Genomic DNA, 19,945 nt, shown 5'->3' with positions numbered 1-19,945 from the left:
CATCGCCTTGTGCGGCTGCGGCTCATTTCGCCTTGGCGACCAGATCGGCGAAGACCTGCCTGGCCTTGCCGGGGTGCTTGGCGGCCGCCGCGGCATCGAGATTGGTCGGCTCGCCGACCACGACCAGCGCCACCATGCCCATGCCGTAATGCGGCTTGCACTTGATGCCATAGACGCCTGGCTGCTTGAACGTGATCTCGACCTGCTCGTTCAGCTTGCCCACGAAGGGCTCCGCTCCGGCGGGCATCATCTCGGCAATGCTCTCGGCATTGTGGCTCTTGTCGGTGGGCAGGAACTTGACCGTATCGCCCGGTGCGATCTTGATCAGCGCCGGCTCGAACACCATCGCCCCCGCCGCGCCCTTATTGAGCATCTTGACTTCGACCTCCGCCGCATTGGCACCGGCGGCAGCCAGCGCCATCAGCGCGCCGGCCAGAAACGTCCTGAACATCTGTCTTCTCCTTCGCGGCAGCGGGCACGTCTGTCCCTCACTGCACCGCAAGACTAGCGAGGGCGTTGCCGCGGCAATTTGCGAAAACGCAAACTCGCGCAGAAATAGGAGGTGCCCGGGCGGCCGGGCCGTTACATCTCGCGCAGCGCGGCGGCCCCGGCCTCGGCGCTGCGTGCAATCTCGATGAAAAGCAGCGCCATCTCGTCGAAGACCGTGCGATCGCTTTCCGCCTCGGTCAGCTGGTCGAGCTCGGACAGAAACGACAGAAGCGCTGCAACCCGCTCCTTGTGGTTGCGCGCGACGGCGAGCCGCTGGCGCTCCTCGCGCCGGCGCTCGAGCTGGTCGAAGCGCTCGAGCGCCCCGTCCAGCGTCTCCCGGCAAGGGCAGTCGAGATCCTCGGGCCGCAGCACGCGGCGCAGCCGGCCGATCAACTCGCTCGTGGGCGTCGCCGGAGCGCCTTGGTCGAAGCGATGCTGGGATTTGCCGCCGTGTCCGCTGCTCATGGCTGCCTCCTCGGGCCCGCCGTTCAAACTAACGTCTCCGCAGGCCTCAGAGCATCGGATGCTTTAGGCGCCTGCTCCTACGCGCAGATGGCCGGGAACTGCGTGGAGGAAGCCGTTGGCCAGCGGCACCTCGGGGTAGAGTTCTGCGAGCCTGGACTCGGCCTCGGCACCATCGAGGCGGCCATCGGCAACATCGCGATAGAGCCTGGCGACCTCGACCATGTCGCAGTCCTGCGGCGAGAGGCGCAGCGACGCCACGCCGGACCGGCGCAAGACCGGGATGTCGCGCAGCAGGCTGGTGCAGTTCTGCGACAGCGTCTGCACGCCGTTCACTGAGAGAAAACCGGCCTCGTCCAGCGTCTTGACGGGCATGCCGTCCGGATCCTGCTCGCAGACGAAGCGGCAGTTGTCCTTCGTCAGCTTGTGGGCGCGCGCATGGTAGCAGCGGGCCGAGATCGCCAGCGGGATCCGGCCGAAGGCGAAGACCTCGATCGCGACATCCGGCAGCGCGGCTGCGATGCCTGCGACCGCCGTCAGCGGCAGCTCGGGCGGCAGGCAGATGCGCCTGGCGCCGCGCGACGCCAGGAAGCCGGCCGCCGCCTCGTTGTAGACATTGACGAAGGGGCCGACCGCGAAGGGTTTCCGGTCGAGCGAGGCGAGGCAGGTCAGGTCGTTGATCTCGATCGCGGGCTCGCCTTCGTCCTCGCCGAGCTGCATCAGCTCGCGCGTCTGGCGGCGCTCGCGCGGCAGCGAGACCAGGATCAGCGAGGCATGCAGGACGCGCTTGCCCGCCCCTTCCAGCCGCTCGACCACGCCGGCGACATGATCCTGCTTGAACGGCGCCCGCTTGGAACAGACGACCTCGCCGACCACCACGGTATCGACGGGCGCCTCGTCCGCGATCCGGTAATGGAAATCGCGCCAGCGCTCCGGCGCCCAATGATAGAAGACGGGTCCGAGGGTAAGCTGCATTCCGGTTTCCTTCACGCGGCCCTCGGCCGCTAACGCCAACCCTTGCGATAGGCGCCGACGGTGCTGGCCTGACCTTCCGCCATGGCGGCGAGGCCGGCAGGGGCGGTTTCGCGGCCGTCGTCGAGGGCGGCCAGGATTTGGCGATAGGAGCGCACGACCTGGGCGATATAGGCCCGTCCGCGCTGGCGGCCTTCGATCTTGAGTGCCGTCACGCCAGCCTTGCGCAGGGCGGGCAGCATCACCGCCGCATCGAGGCTGAGCGGCTCCTCGAAGGTGTAGCCAGCACCTTTCGGGGTGGAGAAGCGGCCTTTGCACAAGGTCGGGTAGCCTGCGGGCTCGTCCTTGCCGAAGCTGTTGATAGTGAAGCCGCCCAGCGTCGAGACGATGCGGCCGTCGCGCTCTCCATAGGCGACATGGCTCGCGGGCGAGCAGACGCCGTGCATGTTGGGCGACTGACCGGTGGCATAGGAGGAGAGCGAGCAGCGGCCCTCCTCCATGACGCAGAGCCCGCCGAAGATGAAGACCTCCGTCTCGCAGGCGCTCTCGCGCACGATCGAGGCGATCTCCATGACGTTGAGCACCCGCGGCAGCACGACACGCTGCGCTCCGAAGGCCTCGGCGTAGAAGCGGATCGCATCAGGATTGGCGGCACCGGCCTGCACGGAGACGTGCAGCCTCTGGGCGGGATGGCGGCGGGCGGCATAATCGAGCGTGGCGAGATCGGCGAGGATCAGGGCATCGGCGCCAGATGCCACGGCGTCGTCGATTGCCGCCTGCCAGAGCGCGAGATTTCCCGCCCGGGCGAAGGTGTTGATCGCGACCAGCACCTTGACGCCGTGACGATGCGCGAGGGCGATGCCCCTGCGCATCTCGTCGCGGGAAAAATTCAGGCCGGGGAAGTTGCGGGCGTTGGTCTCGTCACGGAAGCCGCAATAGATCGCATCGGCTCCGGCCTCGACGGCGGCTTCGAGGCTGGCCGGGGTGCCGGCCGGGCAGATCAGTTCCATGGACGGTCTCCGGCGGGGGCGGTCCGGGGTTGCATCCGCTCGCGCAAGGCAGCGGCCGCGCGCTCGCCCATCGGCCCGAGGCCGCCGAGCAGGAGGGCGCCGAAATCGATCCGCGCATCGTCGATGGCGTTTCGCAAGGCGAGGACCGCGGCGACGTCGCCCTCGACCCAGAGCACGCGCGAGAAGAACAGGGCGTCGCCGTCGAGCGTGCCTTCGGCCATGCCGATCAACCCGGACAGGGGCCCGCGTATGCAGGCGTCAAGGTCGCCCGGCAGCGCGCGGACGGCGCGCGCCCGCGGCCGCTGCGGTTTCGGCTCCAGCACGAAGGCGAAGGGCAGGTCCGTCGGATCGATGCCGAAGCGCTTCTGCGCGTGTTCGCCGAGCCGGCCATACAGATCGGGATGCGCCTGCCCGATCCGGGCGAGCAGCAGGGCCAGCATCGGCTGCAACGGCGCGAGCGGAAGCGGCGCCACGGCAGGCGCGAGCCATGGCGGAAGCCGCCTCGGGCCGGTCTGGCGCTGTCCTGTCGTCTCCGGATCCGGCATCGATCACCTCCTGATCGCGAGACTAGGCGCCGGGGTCGCCGCCTTCCTTGCGCCGGAGCAAAGACGGCCGCGAATGGAGCTGTCCATGCTGCGGCAACCGGAGTTCCTGCCTTGCCGATCCGCGACCTGCCCCGCTTCCGCGACCTGAGCGGTTTCCTCGCGCATCTCGATGCCGCCGGACAGCTGCGGCGCATCGCCGAGCCGGTCAGCGTGGTGCACGAGATCACCGAGATCCACCGCCGCGTCATCGCCGGGAATGGTCCGGCGCTGGTGTTCGAGCGGCCCTTGCGGCCGGACGGAACGGTTTCGCCGGTGCCGCTGCTGACCAATCTCTTCGGCACGGTCGAGCGCGTGGCCTGGGGCCTCGGCGTCAGGCCCGAGAACCTGCCGGCGCTCGGCCGCATGCTGGCCGAGTTGCGCGAGCCGCGGCCGCCGCGCGGCCTTGCCGAGGCGTGGCGGGCGCTGCCGCTGGCGCGCGCGGCCCTGTCGATGCGGCCGCGCGAGAGCAGGTGCGCGCCGGTGCAGGAGCAGGTGTTCAAGGGCGATGCGATCGACTTGACGGCGTTGCCGGTGCAGCTGTGCTGGCCGGGGGAGGCCGCTCCGCTCATCACCTGGCCGCTCGTTATGACGGTCCCGCCAGAGTCCTCGCCCGATGACGAGGGCAATCTCGGTGTCTACCGCATGCAGGTGCTCGGCCGGGATCGGGCCATCATGCGCTGGCTCGCCCATCGCGGCGGGGCGCGCCACCATGCGCAATGGCGAAGGCTCGGCCGCGAGATGCCGGTCGCTGTGGTGATCGGGGCGGACCCCGCGACCATCCTGTCCGCCGTACTGCCGCTGCCGGAAACCGTGTCGGAGCTGCGCTTCTCGGGCCTGCTGCGTGGCGAGCGGCCGCAGCTCGCGCCCTGCGTGACCGTGCCGCTGTCCGTGCCGGCCGAGGCCGAGATCGTGATCGAGGGTTTCGTCTCGCCCGAGGAGACCGCGCCGGAAGGACCGTTCGGCGATCACACCGGATACTACAACGCCGTCGAGCCGTTCCCGGTGATGCGGGTCACGGCGGTGACGATGCGCCGGGCGCCGCTCTACCTCTCGACGTTCACCGGCCGCGCACCGGATGAGCCCTCGCGCCTCGGCGAGGCGCTCAATGTGCTGTTCCTGCCTCTCCTGCAGCGACAATTCCCCGAGGTGAAGGATGTCTGGCTGCCGCCGGAGGCCTGCTCCTATCGGATCGCGGTCGTTTCCATCGCCAAGCGCTATCCGGGTCAGGCGCGGCGACTGATGCTCGGCCTGTGGTCGATGCTGCCGCAGTTCAGCTACACCAAGCTTCTCATCATCGTCGACGAAGACATCAATCCGCGCGACTGGGCGCAGGTGATGTGGGCGGTCGCGACCCGCGCCGATGCAAGCCGGGATCTCGTCAACCTCGCCGACACGCCGATCGACTATCTCGACTTCGCCTCGCCGAAGCCCGGCCTCGGCGGCAAGCTCGGTATCGACGCGACCAACAAGCTCCCACCCGAGACCGAGCGCGAATGGGGCCGGCCGATGGCGATGGACCCGGCCGTCAGCGCACGCATCGACGCGCTCTGGCCCTCGCTCGGATTGTTGATGCCGAGTGGGAGCGCAGCATGAGCCGGCCGTTACGTGTCATCGTCGGCATCAGCGGCGCTTCCGGTGCCGCGATCGGCTTGCGGGTGCTGGAGCGGCTGGCCGAAGCCGGGCAGGTCGAGACCCATCTCGTGGTCTCGCCGGCGGCGGAGCGCACCTTCGCGGCGGAGATCGGCCCGCATGCGCTGGAACAGGCTCGCGCACTCGCCGGCCATTGCCATGATCATCGCGATATCGGCGCCAGCATCGCCAGCGGCTCCTTCCGCACAGCGGGCATGATCGTCGCGCCTTGCTCGATCCGGACGCTCAGCGCCGTCGCCTATGGCCAGCTCGGCGATCTTCTGGTGCGCGCCGCCGATGTCCAGCTCAAGGAACGCCGCCGGCTGGTGCTGGTGGCGCGGGAAAGCCCGCTGCATCTCGGCCATCTGCGCGCCATGGCACAGGTCACCGAGTACGGCGCGATCGTCGCGCCGCCGGTTCCGCCCTTCTATCTGAAGCCCGGCAGCATGGCGGAGCTCGCCGACCTGATCGCGCTGCGAGCGATCGGCCTGCTTGACCTCGACCTCGATGCCTTGCCGCTCGCCGAATGGCAGGGTGGCGAGGCGTGACGGCAACGGGCGGCTGCGCCGCCTGCACAAGCCGGCCCTTTCGGATCTTCTTCGTTCTCGCCGCGATTGAGGCCGTGGCGGGTGTCCTGCCCTGGTCCGCCGGAATCTGGCCGGATGGAACGACGGCTGCGGCCTGGCATCGCGAGGCACTGCTGTTCGGGATGGCTCCGGCGGTCATGGCCGGCTTCCTCCTGACGGCGCTGCCGCGCTGGACCGGTTCGGCGCCGGCCTCCCGAAGCCTCCTGCAAGGCCTCGTCGGGTTCTGGCTGATTGGCCGGGCGGTGCAGATCTGGTCGCCCGCCCTTGCCGGGCCGATCGCGGCAGGCTTCCTCTCCTTTCTGGCGGCTGTCGTCGCCCTGCGCGTGGCCGAGGCCGGCGCGAAGCGCGAGATCAAGGTCGTGCTTCTGCTGGCGCTGCTCGCAGCCGCGGCGGCCGTTCCGGAGCCCGGACCCGCCGCCCTTCCGGCCGGCTTCCGCTCCCGCCTTGCGCTGACGGCCATCCTCGGCCTCGTCGCCGTGATCGGTGGCCGGATCGCACCGGCGCTGACGGCGTCCTACCTCGCGCTGCGCGGCGTCGCGTACGGCCGGCGGCTGCCGCGCTCCTTCGAGGTGCTTGCCGCTCTTGCGCTTGCGATCGCGCTGGCGCTCTGGTGCTGCGACGGTGCCAGGCAAGAGCCTGCGAACGCCGTGGCGGCGATCCTGCAAGCGATCCGGCTGCTCACCTGGCGACCCTGGCGCGTCATCCGCTATCCCGGACTTCTCGCCATCCACCTGGCCTATGCCTGGATTCCGCTGGGCCTGGGTCTGAACGCCTTGCGCAGCCTTGCACCCGGCGTCAGCGCGAATGCCGTCCTCCATGCTTGGGCGGCGGGCGCCGTCGGAATGATGTGCCTCGCCGCCATGGCGAGCATGGTCCGGCGCCAGGCGCGGCAGGCCTTTTCCAGCCCGCGCGGCTCGCTGGCCATGCTGAGCGCGGGCGCGGCTGCCGCGCCGTTACGGCTGCTGCCGGAATTCGGCAGCCCCATTCCGCTGGGGTCGGCCGCCCTATGCTGGAGCGCGGCCTTCCTGCTCTTTCTCGCAGCCTATCGGCGCCCGCTCGGCCTGTCGTGACCGGCGGCTCAGACGGCGCGGCTGTATTGGCGCTCCGATTGCTCGATATGGGCGTCGAACACCGAGGCGACCTTGCGCACGAAGAGGCGGGCGTTCTCGGGCAGCAGTACACGACTGCCATCGAAGTTGATCACGCCCTCCTGCGCCAGCTGGTCGAGCTTGCGCAGCGACGGCGCGAGGATGCGCGGATCGACCGGGTGCTGGGCGCAGATCGTGTCGATATCGACGACGAGGTCACACATCACGCGTTCGATCAGCTCCGCCCGCAGGCGATCCTCGGCGGTGAGGCGGTAGCCCTTCGCCGTCGGCAAGGCGCCGTCAGTGACGCGCTCGGCATAGCGGCCGATCACCACCTCGTTCTGGATGAAGCCCTGCGGCAGGCGCCCGATCGCCGAGGCCCCGAACCCGATCAGGGCTTCGCAGGGGTCGGTGGTGTAGCCCTGGAAATTGCGGTGGAGCCGCCCCTGCTTCAAGGCCCCGACCATCGCGTCCTCGGGCGTCGCGAAGTGGTCGAGCCCGATGCGGACATAGCCGGCCTCGATCAGCCTCTGCGCCATTGCTTCCGCCTGTTCATGACGCGCGTTGCCATCCGGCAGATCGGCGGTCGCGATGCGGCGCTGGTGCTTCTTGAACTCCGGCACATGGGCGTAGCCGAAGATCGAGAAGCGGTCCGGCCGCATGTCGAGGCATTGCTCGACGGTATCGAGACAGGACTGCACGGTCTGCTTCGGCAGGCCGTAGATCAGGTCGAAATTGACCGCGTTGATGCCGGCTTCGCGCAGCCCGTCGACGACCGCTTCGGTCTGCTCGACGCTCTGGATGCGGTTGATCGCCTTCTGCACCTCCGGGTCGAAGCTCTGCACGCCGAGACTCGCGCGATTGACACCGGCTTCTGCGAGAGCGGCCGTCATCTCGGGGGCGAGCCGGCGCGGGTCGATCTCGACCGCGATCTCGGCTTGAGGATGGATGGCGAAATGCTGCCTCAGCAAGCCGACGAGCGCGATGAATTCGGCCGGCTCGATGATCGTCGGCGTCCCGCCGCCGAAATGGATGTGGCGCACGTCGAGCGGTGCGGTGATTTGCCCGCCGACCAGTGCGATCTCGCGGCGCAGGACGGCGAGATAATCGACGATCGGCCCGTCGCGCAGAGCGACGGTGGTGTGACAGCCGCAATACCAGCACATCGAGCGGCAGAACGGCACGTGCAGATAGAGCGAGGTTGCGGTGCCGGCCGGCAGGGCCTTCAGCCAGTCGCCATAGCAGGCGGCGTCGACGCCGGAGGTGAAGTGAGGGGCGGTCGGGTAGCTGGTGTAGCGGGGAAGGCGCTCGTCTCGGTAATGCGCGGCCTGCATGGGGAACTCCGGGGCAATTCGCTCGCCTGAAGTTTCTTTCCTACCGGAGCCCGGTCCGGGCTTCTTTGACATTGTACAAAGTCGGATCGCGCAGTTGCGGGGTTCTGCGGATCCGTTTGCAGCCGATGGCCGTCAGGGCGTTCCGGCGGAGAGCTGGCGCCAGGTGCTGCCGACATGAGCGCGCAGCGCCGCCGCGAGGCCGGCGCCATCCCGCTTGAGCAGCAATGCGACAAGCACCGCATGCTCGTCGATCGCCGTCTGCCAGAGCGAGAGGTCGTCGCTGCCGCGCCAGCGAAAAGGATAGAGCTGGCGGTTCAGCTGAGCGTGCAGCCCCTTCAGCGTGCTGTTACGGGCGGCATCGACCAGCGCGAGATGGATCGCCTGGTTAAGCCGGAAATAGGCTGCCCGGTCCCGCCGGGCGAAGGCGGCGAGGAGTTCATGCTGGAGCGCACAGATCTCGGCGATCTCGGCTTCCGTGGCGTGAGCCGCCGCGCATTCTCCCGCATAGCCCTCCAGCACGGCGAGGATGCCGAGCTTCTCGGCGATCATCGCCGGGGACAGCCGCGCGACGACGGCGCCGCGATTGGGCGTGAGCGTGACGAGGCCGTCGGCCGCGAGCGCCTTAAGCGCATCGCGCAGCGGCGTGCGCGAGACGCCGAGGCGTTCCGCGAGGGCACGCTCCCGCAGCGGCGTGCCCGGCGCAAGCTCATCGGTGACGATGAGATCGCGAAGGCGGTCGGAGATCGCATCGGACAGGGGCGCTTGGAGCGGTATGGACTCGCGATCGGACACTGCCCCTCCTGATTTCAACAGCGGTATACCATAGACGCTTTCACTGCCGTCCTCCAACGACGGAAAACAGAATTTATAGCCGAAATCGGCGTAGGATTTGACAGGCCTGCCGTATCTCGGCTTATTTGGTATACCAAAATTTCGATCTCGCGAACACGGCCGCGAGGAGGCGATCGAGGCCCGGCAGATCGTCAAAGGATCGGCCGGATCGAACCCGACGCCGTCCAGGCAATGGAGTCAAACAACGTGAACAGCCATCGTCGCTTTGCCAAGGCCACCCGGCCGATCGAGGTCGCGCTCGTCGGCGCGGGCGCCTTCGGCCGCTCGCTGCTCGGGCAGGGCAACCGCATGAAGCTGCTCAGCGTCCGCGTCGCGGTCGACGTCACGGCCGAGCGTGCGGCCGAGGCCTTCCGTGCGACGGGCCGTGGGGAGGGCGAGATCGCGCTCTGCGGCAGCCCGTCTGAGGCACTCGCTGCGTGGAATGCCGGCAAGGTCGTCGCCGCCGGCCGGCTCGACGCGGTGCTGGCGCTGCCGCTCGACATCGTCGTCGAGGCCAGCGGCCACCCCGAGGCCGGCGCGGTGCACGCGCTGGCGAGCATCGAGGCGGGCAAGCATGTCGCGCTCGTCACCAAGGAGACGGATTCGGTCGTCGGATCCTATCTTGCCAAGCTGGCGCGGGAGCGCAATCTCGTCTGCACCACGGTCGATGGCGACCAGCCCGCGCTGCTGATCGGGCTCGTCACCTGGGCCGAGACGCTGGGGCTGCCGATCATCGCCGCCGGCAAATCGAGCGAGTACGATTTCGTCTTCGATGCCGAGAGCGAGGTGATGACGAGCGAGAGCCGCTCCGCACCGACGCCTGGCTTCGGAAAGGTCTGGGCGATCGGAGAACGGCCGGTCGCGGAGGTTCTGGCAGAGCGGTCGCGCCGTGCCGCGGCGCTGCCGCAGCTCGCCGTGCCCGATCTCTGCGAGATGGCTGTCGTCGCCAACGCCACGGGGCTGAAGCCCGACAAGGCCTCGTTCCATGCGCCGATCGCGCGCATCGTCGAGGTTGCCGACGTGTTCGAGGAGGGCGAGCGCGGCGGCCTGCTCGCGGGCGGGCGCCGGCTCGACGTGTTCAACTGTCTGCGCGCCAAGGGCGATATCTCGTTTGCCGGCGGCGTCTTCATCGTCGTGCGCTGCGAGGACGAGGAGACCTGGAAGGTGCTCGCCGGCAAGGGCCATACGATGAGCCGCAGCGGCGATGCGGCGATGCTGTGGCTGCCGCGCCATCTGCTCGGGCTCGAGGCGCCGATCAGCATGCTGGACGCGGTCGTCAACGGCCTGTCGGTCGCCGGCTCGCCGACGCCGGTCGTCGATCTCGTCGGCCGGACGACCAAGCCTCTGGCGAAGGGCACAAGGCTCAAGGCGGAAGGCCATCACCACACCATCGACGGCGTCGGGCCGGAGCTGGTCGACGCGGCGCCGCTCGGTGCGGACAGGGCCGCCCCCTATTACCTGATCGCCGACCGTGTGCTGAAGCGCGACCTGCCGGCCGGCGCGCCGGTGACGCTTGCCGATGTCGAGATGGACGACAGCGCACCGCTCTACCAGCTGCGCAAGCGGCAGGACGCAGCGTTCTTCCCGCAAGGGTGATCATGGCTGGGGCGCCGGCCGGCCGAAGAAGAGGCTGGCCGGCGAACCCACCGGATTGAGGAGGGGGCCGCGACGGCGCGCCTCCTTGCCCTGTCATCAGCGATTCTGTAGGCATGCGGCCCGCTTCGAGTTCCGATTTCGAAGCATTCGAAGCTGGAATCCGCTGTGCCTGAACGCCTCTGCGACGAGACTTTGCGCTTCAGCGCCCGTCGCAGCCGCCGGACCCTGATGGCCAAGGAGGCTGCTGGTCCCGGCGTCGCCCGCAGGCGTTCGCTGTCCGCAGCCGCACTGCTGCTCGCTTTGTCCTTGTCGGCCTGTGCGGTGGGGCCGGACTACCAGCCGCCCGCGATCGCGGTTCCCGGGAGCTGGAGCACCGCAGCCACGAATCAGAAGCCCGTGAGGCCGTCGGAATGGTGGCGCGGGTTGAAGGACCCTGTGCTCAATGGGCTGATCGAGACGGCCATCGCCGGCAACCTCGACGTCGCGCAGGCCAAGGCCAGCATTCGCGAGGCACGGGCCGCGCGCGAGCAGGCGGTCGGCGCGCTCTTTCCGCAGGTCGATGGCGGCGGCTCCGCCAATCGCTCGCGAGCGGCGGGCCTGACCCGCAACAGTTTCCGCGCCGGCTTCGACACCTCCTGGGAGATCGATCTGTTCGGGGCGCGCGACCGCGCGCTCGAAGCGGCGACCTATGGCACCGATGCCGCATTCGACGATCTCGACACGGTGATGCTGACGCTGATCGGCGATGTCGCCTCGACCTATGTCGAGGCGCGCGGCCTCCAGGCGCGGATCGCGCTGGCGCAGAGCACGGCCAAGGCCCAGCGCGCGACAGAAGCGCTGACCCGCACGCGCTTCCAGGCCGGCGACATCTCGGCCATCGACATCGCCCGGGCTACCGCGCAGGCGGCGGGAACCGAGGCGCAGATCCCGGCGCTGCGCGCTGCGCTGGCGCAGAGCCAGCACCGGCTCGCGGTGCTCGCCGGGCGGCCGCCCGCCGCCATGGCGCAGCCATTCTCGCGCGTCGCCGCCGTCCCGACGCCGCCCGCGCCGCCGCGCGCCGGCATTCCCGCCGACGTCCTGAGTCGCCGTCCGGATGTGCGCGCGGCCGAACGCGTGCTAGCCCAGGCGACGGCCCGGATCGGCCAGGCGGAAGCGAACCGCTACCCCTCCGTCTCGCTCACCGGCAGCATCTCGACCTCGGCCCTGAAGCTCGGAGACCTGGCGAAGAACAGTGCGATTGGCTGGTCCTTCGGCCCGAGCCTCAGCGTGCCGATCTTCAATGGCGGTGAACTCGCGGCCGCCGTCGATGCGGCGAAGGCCCGGCGGGACCAGCAGGACGCCGCGCTCAGGCTCGCCGTGCTGACGGCGCTGCAGGATGTCGAGGGCGGCCTCGTGGGCCTGCGCGAGGAAAGGCTGCGGCTTGCCAGTCTCAGGGAGGCCGCCGGTGCCTCGACCGAGGCGGAGCGGCTTTCCCGCCTGCTCTATTCTTCGGGCAGTGTCAGCTTCCTCGACGTGCTGGAAGCACAGCGCTCGCTCTATAGCGCGCAGGAATCCCTGATCCAGAGCCGCGTCGCTCTCGCCACGCAGTTCATCGCGCTCAACAAGGCGCTCGGCGGCGGCTGGCTCAGGCCGGTCGACGTCTCGACGCCGGCCGTCATCGACGGCGAGACCGGGCCGCGCCCGCGCCTGATCCCGATCGAGGAGCCGCAACCATGAGGCTGCGCCGCCTTGTTCTTCCCGCGCTCATCCTGGCCGCCGCGGGCGGCTATTATCTCTGGTCAGCGCGTCAGCCGGCTAGGACCGAAACGGTCAGCCTGCCCAGCGTCGAGGCGGTGATCGGCAATGTCGAGGAGGCGGTTCTCGCCTCCGGGGCGCTCGAGCCGGTGCGGCAGGTCAGCGTCGGTGCGCAGGTTTCCGGACGCGTCGTCGCGCTCAAGGCCAAGCTCGGCGACAAGGTCGCGGCGGGGGACCTGATCGCCGAGATCGACGGTGTCACGCTGCAGAACACGCTGCGCTCGGCGGAGGCCGATCTCGCCGCGCTTCGGGCGCAGTTAGCCGAGCGCAATGCCGGCCTCGTCTATGCCCAGGCTGTGCTGGCCCGCCAGAAGCAGATGATCGGCCAGAACGCCGTCTCGCGCGATGCCTATGAGAACGCCGAGATGACGGTCAACACGACGCGCGCGCAGATCGATGCGCTCGAAGCGCAGATCGTTTCGAGCCAGGTCAAAGTCGAGAACGCCCGCGCCAATCTCGACTATACGCGGATCACCGCGCCGAGCGCCGGCACCGTGCTCGCCGTCGTTGCGCAGGAAGGCCAGACGGTGAACTCCGTCCAGTCGGCGCCGACCATCGTCGTTCTCGGCGACGTCTCGACCATGACGGTCAAGGCCAGGATATCGGAAGCTGACGTGCTGCGGGTGAAGCCGGGGCAGGAGGTCTATTTCAGCGTGCTCGGCGCGCCGGAGCAGCGCTTTCCCGGCAAGCTCTCCTTCGTCGAGCCGGCGCCCGACACGCTGAAGACCCAGAACGCCACCAGCTCCTCGGCAGCAAGCAGCACGAGCTCCGCCTCCAGCACCAGCGCGGTCTATTACAACGCGCTCTTCGAGGTGCCGAATCCGGACGGGCGCCTTCTGACCTCGATGACCGCGCAGGTGACCGTGATCGTCGGTCGGGCGAAGGACGTCGTCACCGTGCCCTCGACCGCGATCCGCCGCCGTGGCACCGAGGCCTTCGTCGAGGTGCTCGACGCGGGAGGACAATCGACGCCGCGCAAGGTCACCGTCGGCCTCGACAACAAGATCGTTGCCGAGATCAGCGCGGGGCTTAAGGCGGGCGAGCGCGTCGTCACCGCCCGCAGCGGCGGCGGCGGGCCGGATGCGACGCGAGCCCCGCGCGCCCGGCGCTCGCCCTTCGGGTTCTGAAGCGATGAGCGTGCCGCTCATCCGCCTGGTCGGAGTCCGGCGTGATTTCGGCCGCGGCGAGGCGGCGGTTTCGGCGCTTGACGGCGCCGAGCTTGTGATCGAGGCCGGCGAGATGGTCGCGATCGTCGGGCAGTCCGGCTCCGGCAAGTCGACGCTGATGAACATCATCGGCTGCCTCGACCGGCCGACGGGCGGCAGCTACGAGATCGACGGGCGGCCGACCCGCGACCTCGATCCCGACGAGCTGGCGCGGCTCAGGCGCGAATATTTCGGCTTCGTCTTCCAGCGCTACCATCTGCTCTCCGCGCTGACCGCGCTCGCCAATGTCGAGGTGCCGGCGATCTATGCCGGCGTGCCGCCGGAACCGCGCCAGAGCCGCGCCGCGATGCTGCTGGAGCGGCTGGGCTTGAGCAGTCGCATGACGCATCGCCCCTCCGAGCTCTCGGGCGGACAGCAGCAGCGCGTCTCGGTGGCACGCGCGCTGATGAACGGCGCACGCGTGCTGCTGGCCGACGAGCCGACCGGTGCGCTCGACCGGAAGAGCGGCGAAGAGATGCTCGCTCTGATCGAGGAGCTGAATCGCGAGGGCCACACCGTCATTCTCGTCACGCACGACATGAATGTCGCCAACCGCGCGCACCGGATCATCGAGCTCAGCGACGGCAGGATCATTGACGACCGGCGGACCGCGCCGCGATCCGAAGCGGTGCCGCCGCCTTCGCCCGTGCCGCCCCCGGCCGGGCGGCTGCGGGCCGGCATCGGCCGGTTGAAGGAAGCCTTCGGCATGGCGGTCCGCGCCATGACCGCGCACAAGCTGCGCACCACCCTGACGATGCTGGGCATCGTCATCGGCATCGCGGCGGTGGTCAGCGTCGTCGCGCTCGGCGAAGGCGCGCGGCAGCGCGTGCTCCAGAACATCTCGAGCCTCGGCACCAACACGCTCGAGATCTTTCCCGGAGCCAGCTTCGGCGACATGCGTTCCGGGCGGGTGCGGACGCTGACCGTGCTCGACGCGCAGGCGATCGCCGCGCAACCCTATGCCGCGAGCGTGACGCCGACGGTGACCACGAGCGCGACGATCCGCTTCGGCAATGTCGAGGCTACCGCGCAGGTCACCGGTGTGGGCGAGCGCTATTTCGACGTGCGCGGCAGCGTGCTGGCGCGCGGTTCCTTCTTCACCGCGCAGGATGTCCGGACGCTGGCCCAGGACGTCGTCATCGACGAGAATGCGCGCAGCGTGCTGTTCCCGCAGGGATCGACCGATCCGATCGGCCAGGTGATCCTGATCGGCTCGATGCCCTCCCGCATCGTCGGCGTCATGCGCCAGCAGCAGGGCGGCTTCGGCGGCAGCCAGAATCCGCAGGTCTTCCTGCCTTATACCTCGGTGCAGGGGCGCCTCCTTGGTGATCTCTCGCTGCGCAGCGTCATGCTGCGCGTCGACGACGCGACGCCGATGGCGGCGGCGCAGGAGGCGGTGACGGAGCTTTTGATCCATCGCCACCGCACCAAAGACTTCTTCATCATGAACCAGGACGAGATCCGCAACACGATCACAAGCACCACCCAGACGATGACGCTGATGATCTCCTCCATCGCGGTGATCTCGCTGCTCGTCGGCGGCATCGGGGTGATGAACATCATGCTGGTCTCGGTGATCGAGCGCACCGGCGAGATCGGCCTTCGCATGGCGGTCGGCGCGCGCCGCAGCGACATCCTGCAGCAGTTCCTGATCGAAGCCTCGCTGGTCTGCTTCATCGGCGGCGCGCTCGGCATCGGGCTGGCGCTTACGGTCGGATTCCTCTTCGAGCTGTCCGGATCGCAGCTCAGCTTCATCTATTCGGGCGAGGCCTTCGCGCTCGCCATCGCCTGCTCGACGCTGATCGGGCTGACCTTCGGCTTCCTGCCGGCCCGCAATGCGGCCAGGCTCGACCCCGTTGCCGCGCTCGCTCGCGACTGAAGGGCGCAACCGGGCGAGGGCTCGCTACCTGTCGGGCAGCCCGGCGGGCATGGTGATCGGCCGGGCGAGGCGTGCTTGGGCGGTCAGCCGAATGCCGGCATTGGCCGCGCCATAGCCGCGATAGCCATCGCGCTGGACGAATTCGAAGAAGAAGCCACCGTCGAGCGTCGCCGTATAGGCCTGCCAGAAACTGCCATGCGCATCCTGGTCGTAGAGGATGCCGAGGCGCTTCAGTTCGTCGATCTCGCCGGGGGCGAGGTCTGTGCGGGCTTCCAGGTCGTCATAGTAATTTTCCGGGATCGGCAGCATCGCGACGCCATTGGCGACGAGCCGCGCGACGGTCGCGCGGATGTCCCGCGTCGCAAGCGCGATGTGCTGCACGCCGGAGCCGAAGAAGTCGGTGACGAAGCGGGCCGACATGGTGCGGTGGCTCTGCGAGCCGTTGAGGACGAGGCGGAGGCCCTGTGCGGGCTGGTCGCCGAGGCCGCTCTCGACGACCTGGCTCTGCACGATGCCACCGGGATCGACCACCGCCTGGCTCGGCGTCTTCGCAGCGTCGAACAGCGAGGTGTAGAACAGCAGCCAGGTCAGCATCTCCTCGTATTGCATGGTCTGCGAGACGTGATCGACCGCGACGAGGCCGGCGCCTGTCCCGCTTTCGCCGGTCGGTACGAAATCGACCTCGGCCCAGCGCCCGAGCGCGGCCCCGCCGTCGAGGAAATAGACCAGGCTACCGCCGACGCCCCGCACAGCCGGGATATCGAGCTCGCCCGGACCGACCGCGCCGGAATGGGGCACGTCGAGCAGCGCGGTGGCGCGCGCGGTCGCGGCGTGCGCATCCGGCACGCGCAGCGCGATGGCGCAGACCGAGGCGCCGTGGGTGATCTGGTAGCTCTGGGCGAAACCGTCCTTGTCACTGTTCAGGACGATGCGGATGTCGCCCTGGCCCCAGAGGTCGACGTCCTTGGAGCGATGCGCGCCGGATCGTACGAAGCCGAGCGCCCGCAGCAGGTTTCCGAAGGCGGCGTGCTCCGTCTCGTCGACGGCGAATTCGATGAACCCGACGGCCTCGACCGGCGCTGGCGGCGGCATGGCCGGAGCGCCCGGCACCGCCTTGCCGATGCGGCGTGCGCTTTCGTCGAGCAGCCAGAGCAGCGAGCGGTGGCCGTCGAGCGCGACCGAACGGGCCGAGCCGGCCCGGAAGCGGTCGTTGAAGATTTCGAGCGAGAGATAGCCGTCGAAGCCGGTCGCGATCAGGGGCTTCATGAAATCGGCGAGTGCGAATTCGCCCTGCCCCGGCAGGCAGCGCCAGTGCCGGCTCCAGGACAGGTGGTCCATCTGCAGCAGCGGCGCGTCGGCCATCTGCACCATGAAGATCCGGTCCCGCGGGATCGTGCCGATGGTCGAAAGATCGAGCCCGCGCGACATGATGTGGAAGCTGTCGAGGATGATGCCGACCTGCGGGTGATTGGCGCGGCGCACGATCTCCCATGCGTCGCGATAGTCGTAGACATGCCGGCCCCAGGCCAGCGCCTCGTAGCCGACGCGCAGGCCGCGCCTGGCCGCGCGCTCGCCCAGTTCGGCGAAGTCGGCGGCGAGACGGTCGATGCCGCTCAGCGCCTCCGGCGAGACCGAGGAGCAGACGAAGAGCAGATCGGTGCCGAGCTCCTGCAGCAGGTCGAACTTGCGCTCGGCCCGGTCGAAGGTGCGGGCGCGCCTCTCGTCCGGCATGCCCTCGAAATCGCGGAAGGGCTGGCAGGTGACGATGGTTAGGCCGAGATCGGCGCAGATGCGGCGGACATCCGTGGGCGAGCCGGGAAAGGCGAGAAGGTCGTTCTCGAAGATCTCGACCGCACGGAAGCCAGCGGCGGCGATGGCCTCAAGCTTCTCATGGAGCGTGCCGGAGACGCAGACGGTTGCGATCGAAGGGATCATCCTTGCGTCTCCTGATAGCTGACCTGCGCGACCGCGCGGAGTTCGTCGGCCGTGGCGGAAGGAAAGCCGAAGAACTCAAGATAGGCCGGAATCTGCTCGAACAGCATGTCCGTGCCGATCTGGTAGGCGCAACCGCGGGCGCGGGCGGCGGCGAGAAACGGCGTCGTTTCCTGCTTCATCACGACCTCGCCGACGAAGGCCGAAGGTGCGATGCGCGCGACATCGACGGGCAGTTCATCGCCCGGCTTCATGCCGAGAGGCGTCGCGTTGACGACGATGTCGAAGCCGAGCGGATCGGCCGAGCCGGTCTCGACGACAAGCTGCGGATAGTGACGGCGCAGCCGCTCGGCGAGGCCGAGCATCGTCGCGGGCGAGGCGTCGTACAGGGCCAGGCGCGCCGCACCCGCCTTGGCGAAGGAGGCGGCGATCGCCGAGCCGACGCCGCCGGAGCCGACGACGAGCACCTGCGCGCCGGCGACGATCCGGCCCTTGCGCAGAACTCCGCGCACGAAACCCTCGCCATCGAACATGTCGCCGACGAGCCTGCCGGCAGCATCAAGGCGAACGGCATTGCAGGAGCCGGCGACCTGCGCCGTGGTCGAGACCTCGTCGAGCAGCGCGACCGTCGTCACCTTGTGCGGCATGGTGATCAGCGCGCCATGGATGTTGGAGAGCCTGAAGAGCAACCTCAGGAAATCGGGATAGTCGCCCGCCTTGCAGCCCATCGGCACCACGACGGCATCGATGCCGCGCCCGGCGAAATAGGGGTTGTAGATCAGGGGGGCCATGAAGGATTCGGTCGGATAGCCGAGATGCGCGATGAGCCTGGTCGTTCCGGTGATGTTCGTGCCGCTGATGGTTGGACCGCCGGTCATGGCGACGCGCCTTCCTGCCACCGGATGTTCAATGCTTGGGGAGGATTTCACCGAGGAACTTTCGGGTGCGTTCATGGCGGGGATTGGTGAAGAAGGCGGCCGGCGGCGCCTCCTCCACGATCGCGCCGTCCGCCATGAAGATGACCCGGTCGGCGACCTGGCGCGCGAAGCCCATCTCATGGGTGACGCAGATCATGGTCATGCCCTCCTCGGCGAGGGCGATCATGGTGTCGAGAACCTCCTTGACCATTTCCGGGTCGAGGGCGGAGGTCGGCTCGTCGAACAGCATGACCTTGGGCTGCATGCAGAGCGCGCGGGCGATCGCGACGCGCTGCTGCTGCCCGCCCGAGAGCTGGGCCGGATATTTCTCGGCCTGTTCCGCAATCTTGACGCGGGCGAGGAGGAGCCTCGCCGTCGCCTCGGCATCGGCCTTGCTCGCGCGCAGCGAGCGCATCGGGGCCAGCATGCAGTTCTCCAGCACGGTCATGTGCGGGAAGAGGTTGAAGTTCTGAAAAACCATCCCGACCTCGCGGCGGACCGCGTCGATCGTCCTGGTGTCGTCGCCCAGCAAGGTGCCGCCGACACGGATCTCGCCCTTCTGATAGGCTTCGAGATGGTTGATGCAGCGGATCAGGGTCGACTTGCCCGAGCCGGACGGTCCGCACAGGACGATGCGCTCGCCTGTGCGGACCGAGAGATTGATGTCGGTCAGGGCCTGAAAGTCGCCATACCATTTATCGACATGGCTCATGGCGATCATGGCGGCCGTCTGTGCGGACTGCTGTGCGGCAGATGCGTTCATGGCCCTGCTTTCCGACCCGTGCTTTTGTCAGCTGGCGGTGAAGGTGATGCCTTCCAGGCTGTCGGGGAACTTGTGCACCGGCACCTTCATCCACTTGTCGTAGACCTTCTGCAGCTCGCCATTGCCCTTGATCTTGTCGATGAAGGTGTTGATCGCGGCGTTGATTTCCTTCTCGCCGAGGCGGGTGCAGGCGCCGTTGTAGAGGTTCTGGAATTCAAGCTTGTTCTCGAATTCGCCCGGCCGGCCCTGCTCGATGCGCTGCATGTAGAAGATGTTGCCGCCGATCGCCTGGACTTGGCCGGAGACAAGCGCCTGGATCGAGGGCGCATCGCCGTCATAGCGGCGGATCGTCGTGTTCGCGGGCGCGTTCTTGGTCACCTGCGTATCCTGGGCCGCACCCCTTGCGACGCCGATCGTGTACCGGCCCATATCCTCGTTGGTGGTGATCTTGTCCTTCTTGGGCCCAATGAAGACGATGGTGTTGGCGACATAGGGCTTGGAGAACTGCACCGCCTTGGCGCGCTCGGGCAGCATCGCCATGGTCGCGAACAGCACGTCGACGCGGCCGGTCGTCAGCGCCGGAATGCGGTTGTTGACCTCGAGCGGCACGAACTCGACCGGCACGCCGAGCTCCTTGGCGAAGAGCGTGGCGATATCGGCGTCGAGCCCGTCCTGCTTTCCGCCGCTGGTCACGAAGCCCCAGGGCGGGTTGTCGCCCTGGATGCCGACGACGAGCTTGCCCTTGGCCTTGATCTCGGCTGGCGTGATCGCCTGTGCCGCCGTGCCAAGAAGCGCCGGCAGCGCCAGTGCTGCAGCGCCCGCGATCAGAAGGCTGCGGCGGGTTGATTTCAGCTTGGTCATATCTCTCTCTCC

Annotated in this window: 18 protein-coding genes; 7 read left to right on the top strand and 11 right to left on the bottom strand. The window is 68.5% G+C overall.

Annotated elements, in window-relative coordinates:
* Positions 1 to 22 precede the first annotated feature (22 nt).
* From ASE63_RS07050 to ASE63_RS07030, 5 genes are all read right to left on the bottom strand, one after another.
* Positions 23 to 451, bottom strand: coding sequence for a pseudoazurin (locus ASE63_RS07050; RefSeq protein WP_056798625.1), 429 nt, complete (start codon positions 449 to 451; stop codon positions 23 to 25).
* A gap of 131 nt (positions 452 to 582) precedes the next feature.
* On the bottom strand, positions 583 to 954 hold the full coding sequence (locus ASE63_RS07045; protein WP_244491315.1) for a hypothetical protein: 372 nt from the start codon (positions 952 to 954) through the stop codon (positions 583 to 585).
* A gap of 63 nt (positions 955 to 1,017) precedes the next feature.
* Positions 1,018 to 1,926: a U32 family peptidase gene (locus ASE63_RS07040; RefSeq protein WP_056798621.1), complete on the bottom strand. Its 909-nt coding sequence runs from the start codon at positions 1,924 to 1,926 to the stop codon at positions 1,018 to 1,020.
* Between the two features lie 29 nt (positions 1,927 to 1,955).
* Positions 1,956 to 2,933: a peptidase U32 family protein gene (locus ASE63_RS07035; RefSeq protein WP_056798618.1), complete on the bottom strand. Its 978-nt coding sequence runs from the start codon at positions 2,931 to 2,933 to the stop codon at positions 1,956 to 1,958.
* Positions 2,924 to 3,478: an SCP2 sterol-binding domain-containing protein gene (locus tag ASE63_RS07030; RefSeq protein ID WP_056798613.1), complete on the bottom strand. Its 555-nt coding sequence runs from the start codon at positions 3,476 to 3,478 to the stop codon at positions 2,924 to 2,926. Before ASE63_RS07030 ends, ASE63_RS07035 begins: the two co-directional genes overlap by 10 nt.
* 111 nt (positions 3,479 to 3,589) lie before the next feature.
* On the opposite strand from ASE63_RS07030, the gene ASE63_RS07025 reads away from it, so the two are divergent.
* From ASE63_RS07025 to ASE63_RS07015, 3 genes are read left to right on the top strand one after another with little or no spacing between them, the layout of a single operon-like run.
* Complete coding sequence (locus tag ASE63_RS07025) at positions 3,590 to 5,110, top strand: UbiD family decarboxylase (protein WP_056798611.1); 1,521 nt, start codon at positions 3,590 to 3,592, stop codon at positions 5,108 to 5,110.
* Positions 5,107 to 5,694: a UbiX family flavin prenyltransferase gene (locus ASE63_RS07020; RefSeq protein ID WP_056798608.1), complete on the top strand. Its 588-nt coding sequence runs from the start codon at positions 5,107 to 5,109 to the stop codon at positions 5,692 to 5,694. Before ASE63_RS07025 ends, ASE63_RS07020 begins: the two co-directional genes overlap by 4 nt.
* Positions 5,691 to 6,803 (top strand): NnrS family protein, encoded by a 1,113-nt coding sequence (locus ASE63_RS07015; RefSeq protein WP_056798605.1) that lies wholly within the window; start codon positions 5,691 to 5,693, stop codon positions 6,801 to 6,803. Before ASE63_RS07020 ends, ASE63_RS07015 begins: the two co-directional genes overlap by 4 nt.
* 8 nt (positions 6,804 to 6,811) lie before the next feature.
* Here the strand turns inward: ASE63_RS07015 and hemN are convergent, their stop codons facing one another.
* Together hemN and ASE63_RS07005 are read right to left on the bottom strand one after the other, a co-directional pair.
* Positions 6,812 to 8,155: an oxygen-independent coproporphyrinogen III oxidase gene (gene hemN, locus ASE63_RS07010; protein WP_056798602.1), complete on the bottom strand. Its 1,344-nt coding sequence runs from the start codon at positions 8,153 to 8,155 to the stop codon at positions 6,812 to 6,814.
* 132 nt (positions 8,156 to 8,287) lie between these two features.
* Entirely contained in the window at positions 8,288 to 8,947 is a 660-nt protein-coding gene (locus ASE63_RS07005) for a GntR family transcriptional regulator (RefSeq protein WP_056798598.1), read from the bottom strand.
* A gap of 246 nt (positions 8,948 to 9,193) precedes the next feature.
* On the opposite strand from ASE63_RS07005, the gene ASE63_RS07000 reads away from it, so the two are divergent.
* The 4 genes from ASE63_RS07000 to ASE63_RS06985 all read left to right on the top strand — a co-directional run bounded on the left by ASE63_RS07000 (position 9,194) and on the right by ASE63_RS06985 (position 15,460).
* Positions 9,194 to 10,582 (top strand): hypothetical protein, encoded by a 1,389-nt coding sequence (locus ASE63_RS07000; RefSeq protein WP_056798934.1) that lies wholly within the window; start codon positions 9,194 to 9,196, stop codon positions 10,580 to 10,582.
* A gap of 165 nt (positions 10,583 to 10,747) precedes the next feature.
* A complete protein-coding gene (locus ASE63_RS06995; RefSeq protein WP_348271345.1) occupies positions 10,748 to 12,298 on the top strand; it encodes an efflux transporter outer membrane subunit in 1,551 nt (516 codons plus the stop codon).
* On the top strand, positions 12,295 to 13,503 hold the full coding sequence (locus tag ASE63_RS06990) for an efflux RND transporter periplasmic adaptor subunit (protein WP_056798591.1): 1,209 nt from the start codon (positions 12,295 to 12,297) through the stop codon (positions 13,501 to 13,503). The genes ASE63_RS06995 and ASE63_RS06990 overlap by 4 nt, the downstream gene beginning before the upstream one ends.
* 4 nt (positions 13,504 to 13,507) lie before the next feature.
* Positions 13,508 to 15,460 carry a MacB family efflux pump subunit gene (locus ASE63_RS06985; protein ID WP_056798589.1) on the top strand — a complete coding sequence of 651 codons (1,953 nt, stop codon included), beginning with the start codon at positions 13,508 to 13,510 and terminating at the stop codon, positions 15,458 to 15,460.
* 24 nt (positions 15,461 to 15,484) lie between these two features.
* Here the strand turns inward: ASE63_RS06985 and ASE63_RS06980 are convergent, their stop codons facing one another.
* The 4 genes from ASE63_RS06980 to ASE63_RS06965 all read right to left on the bottom strand — a co-directional run bounded on the left by ASE63_RS06980 (position 15,485) and on the right by ASE63_RS06965 (position 19,933).
* Positions 15,485 to 17,395, bottom strand: a complete 1,911-nt coding sequence (locus tag ASE63_RS06980) for a sugar phosphate isomerase/epimerase and 4-hydroxyphenylpyruvate domain-containing protein (RefSeq protein ID WP_056798586.1) — start codon at positions 17,393 to 17,395, stop codon at positions 15,485 to 15,487.
* The gene (locus ASE63_RS06975; protein ID WP_056798583.1) at positions 17,392 to 18,270 is read right to left on the bottom strand and encodes a shikimate dehydrogenase; all 879 of its coding nucleotides are present in this window, start codon (positions 18,268 to 18,270) and stop codon (positions 17,392 to 17,394) included. Before ASE63_RS06975 ends, ASE63_RS06980 begins: the two co-directional genes overlap by 4 nt.
* A 28-nt stretch (positions 18,271 to 18,298) precedes the next feature.
* The gene (locus ASE63_RS06970; protein ID WP_156410234.1) at positions 18,299 to 19,030 is read right to left on the bottom strand and encodes an amino acid ABC transporter ATP-binding protein; all 732 of its coding nucleotides are present in this window, start codon (positions 19,028 to 19,030) and stop codon (positions 18,299 to 18,301) included.
* A gap of 69 nt (positions 19,031 to 19,099) precedes the next feature.
* Positions 19,100 to 19,933 (bottom strand): transporter substrate-binding domain-containing protein, encoded by an 834-nt coding sequence (locus ASE63_RS06965; protein WP_056798577.1) that lies wholly within the window; start codon positions 19,931 to 19,933, stop codon positions 19,100 to 19,102.
* Positions 19,934 to 19,945: the final 12 nt, after the last annotated feature.

The sequence above is a fragment of the Allobosea sp. Root381 genome (assembly GCF_001429395.1).
GTDB lineage: Bacteria > Pseudomonadota > Alphaproteobacteria > Rhizobiales > Beijerinckiaceae > Allobosea.
Note: the sequence above shows the minus strand (reverse complement) of the source record. Positions and strands in the feature narration are given on the sequence as shown.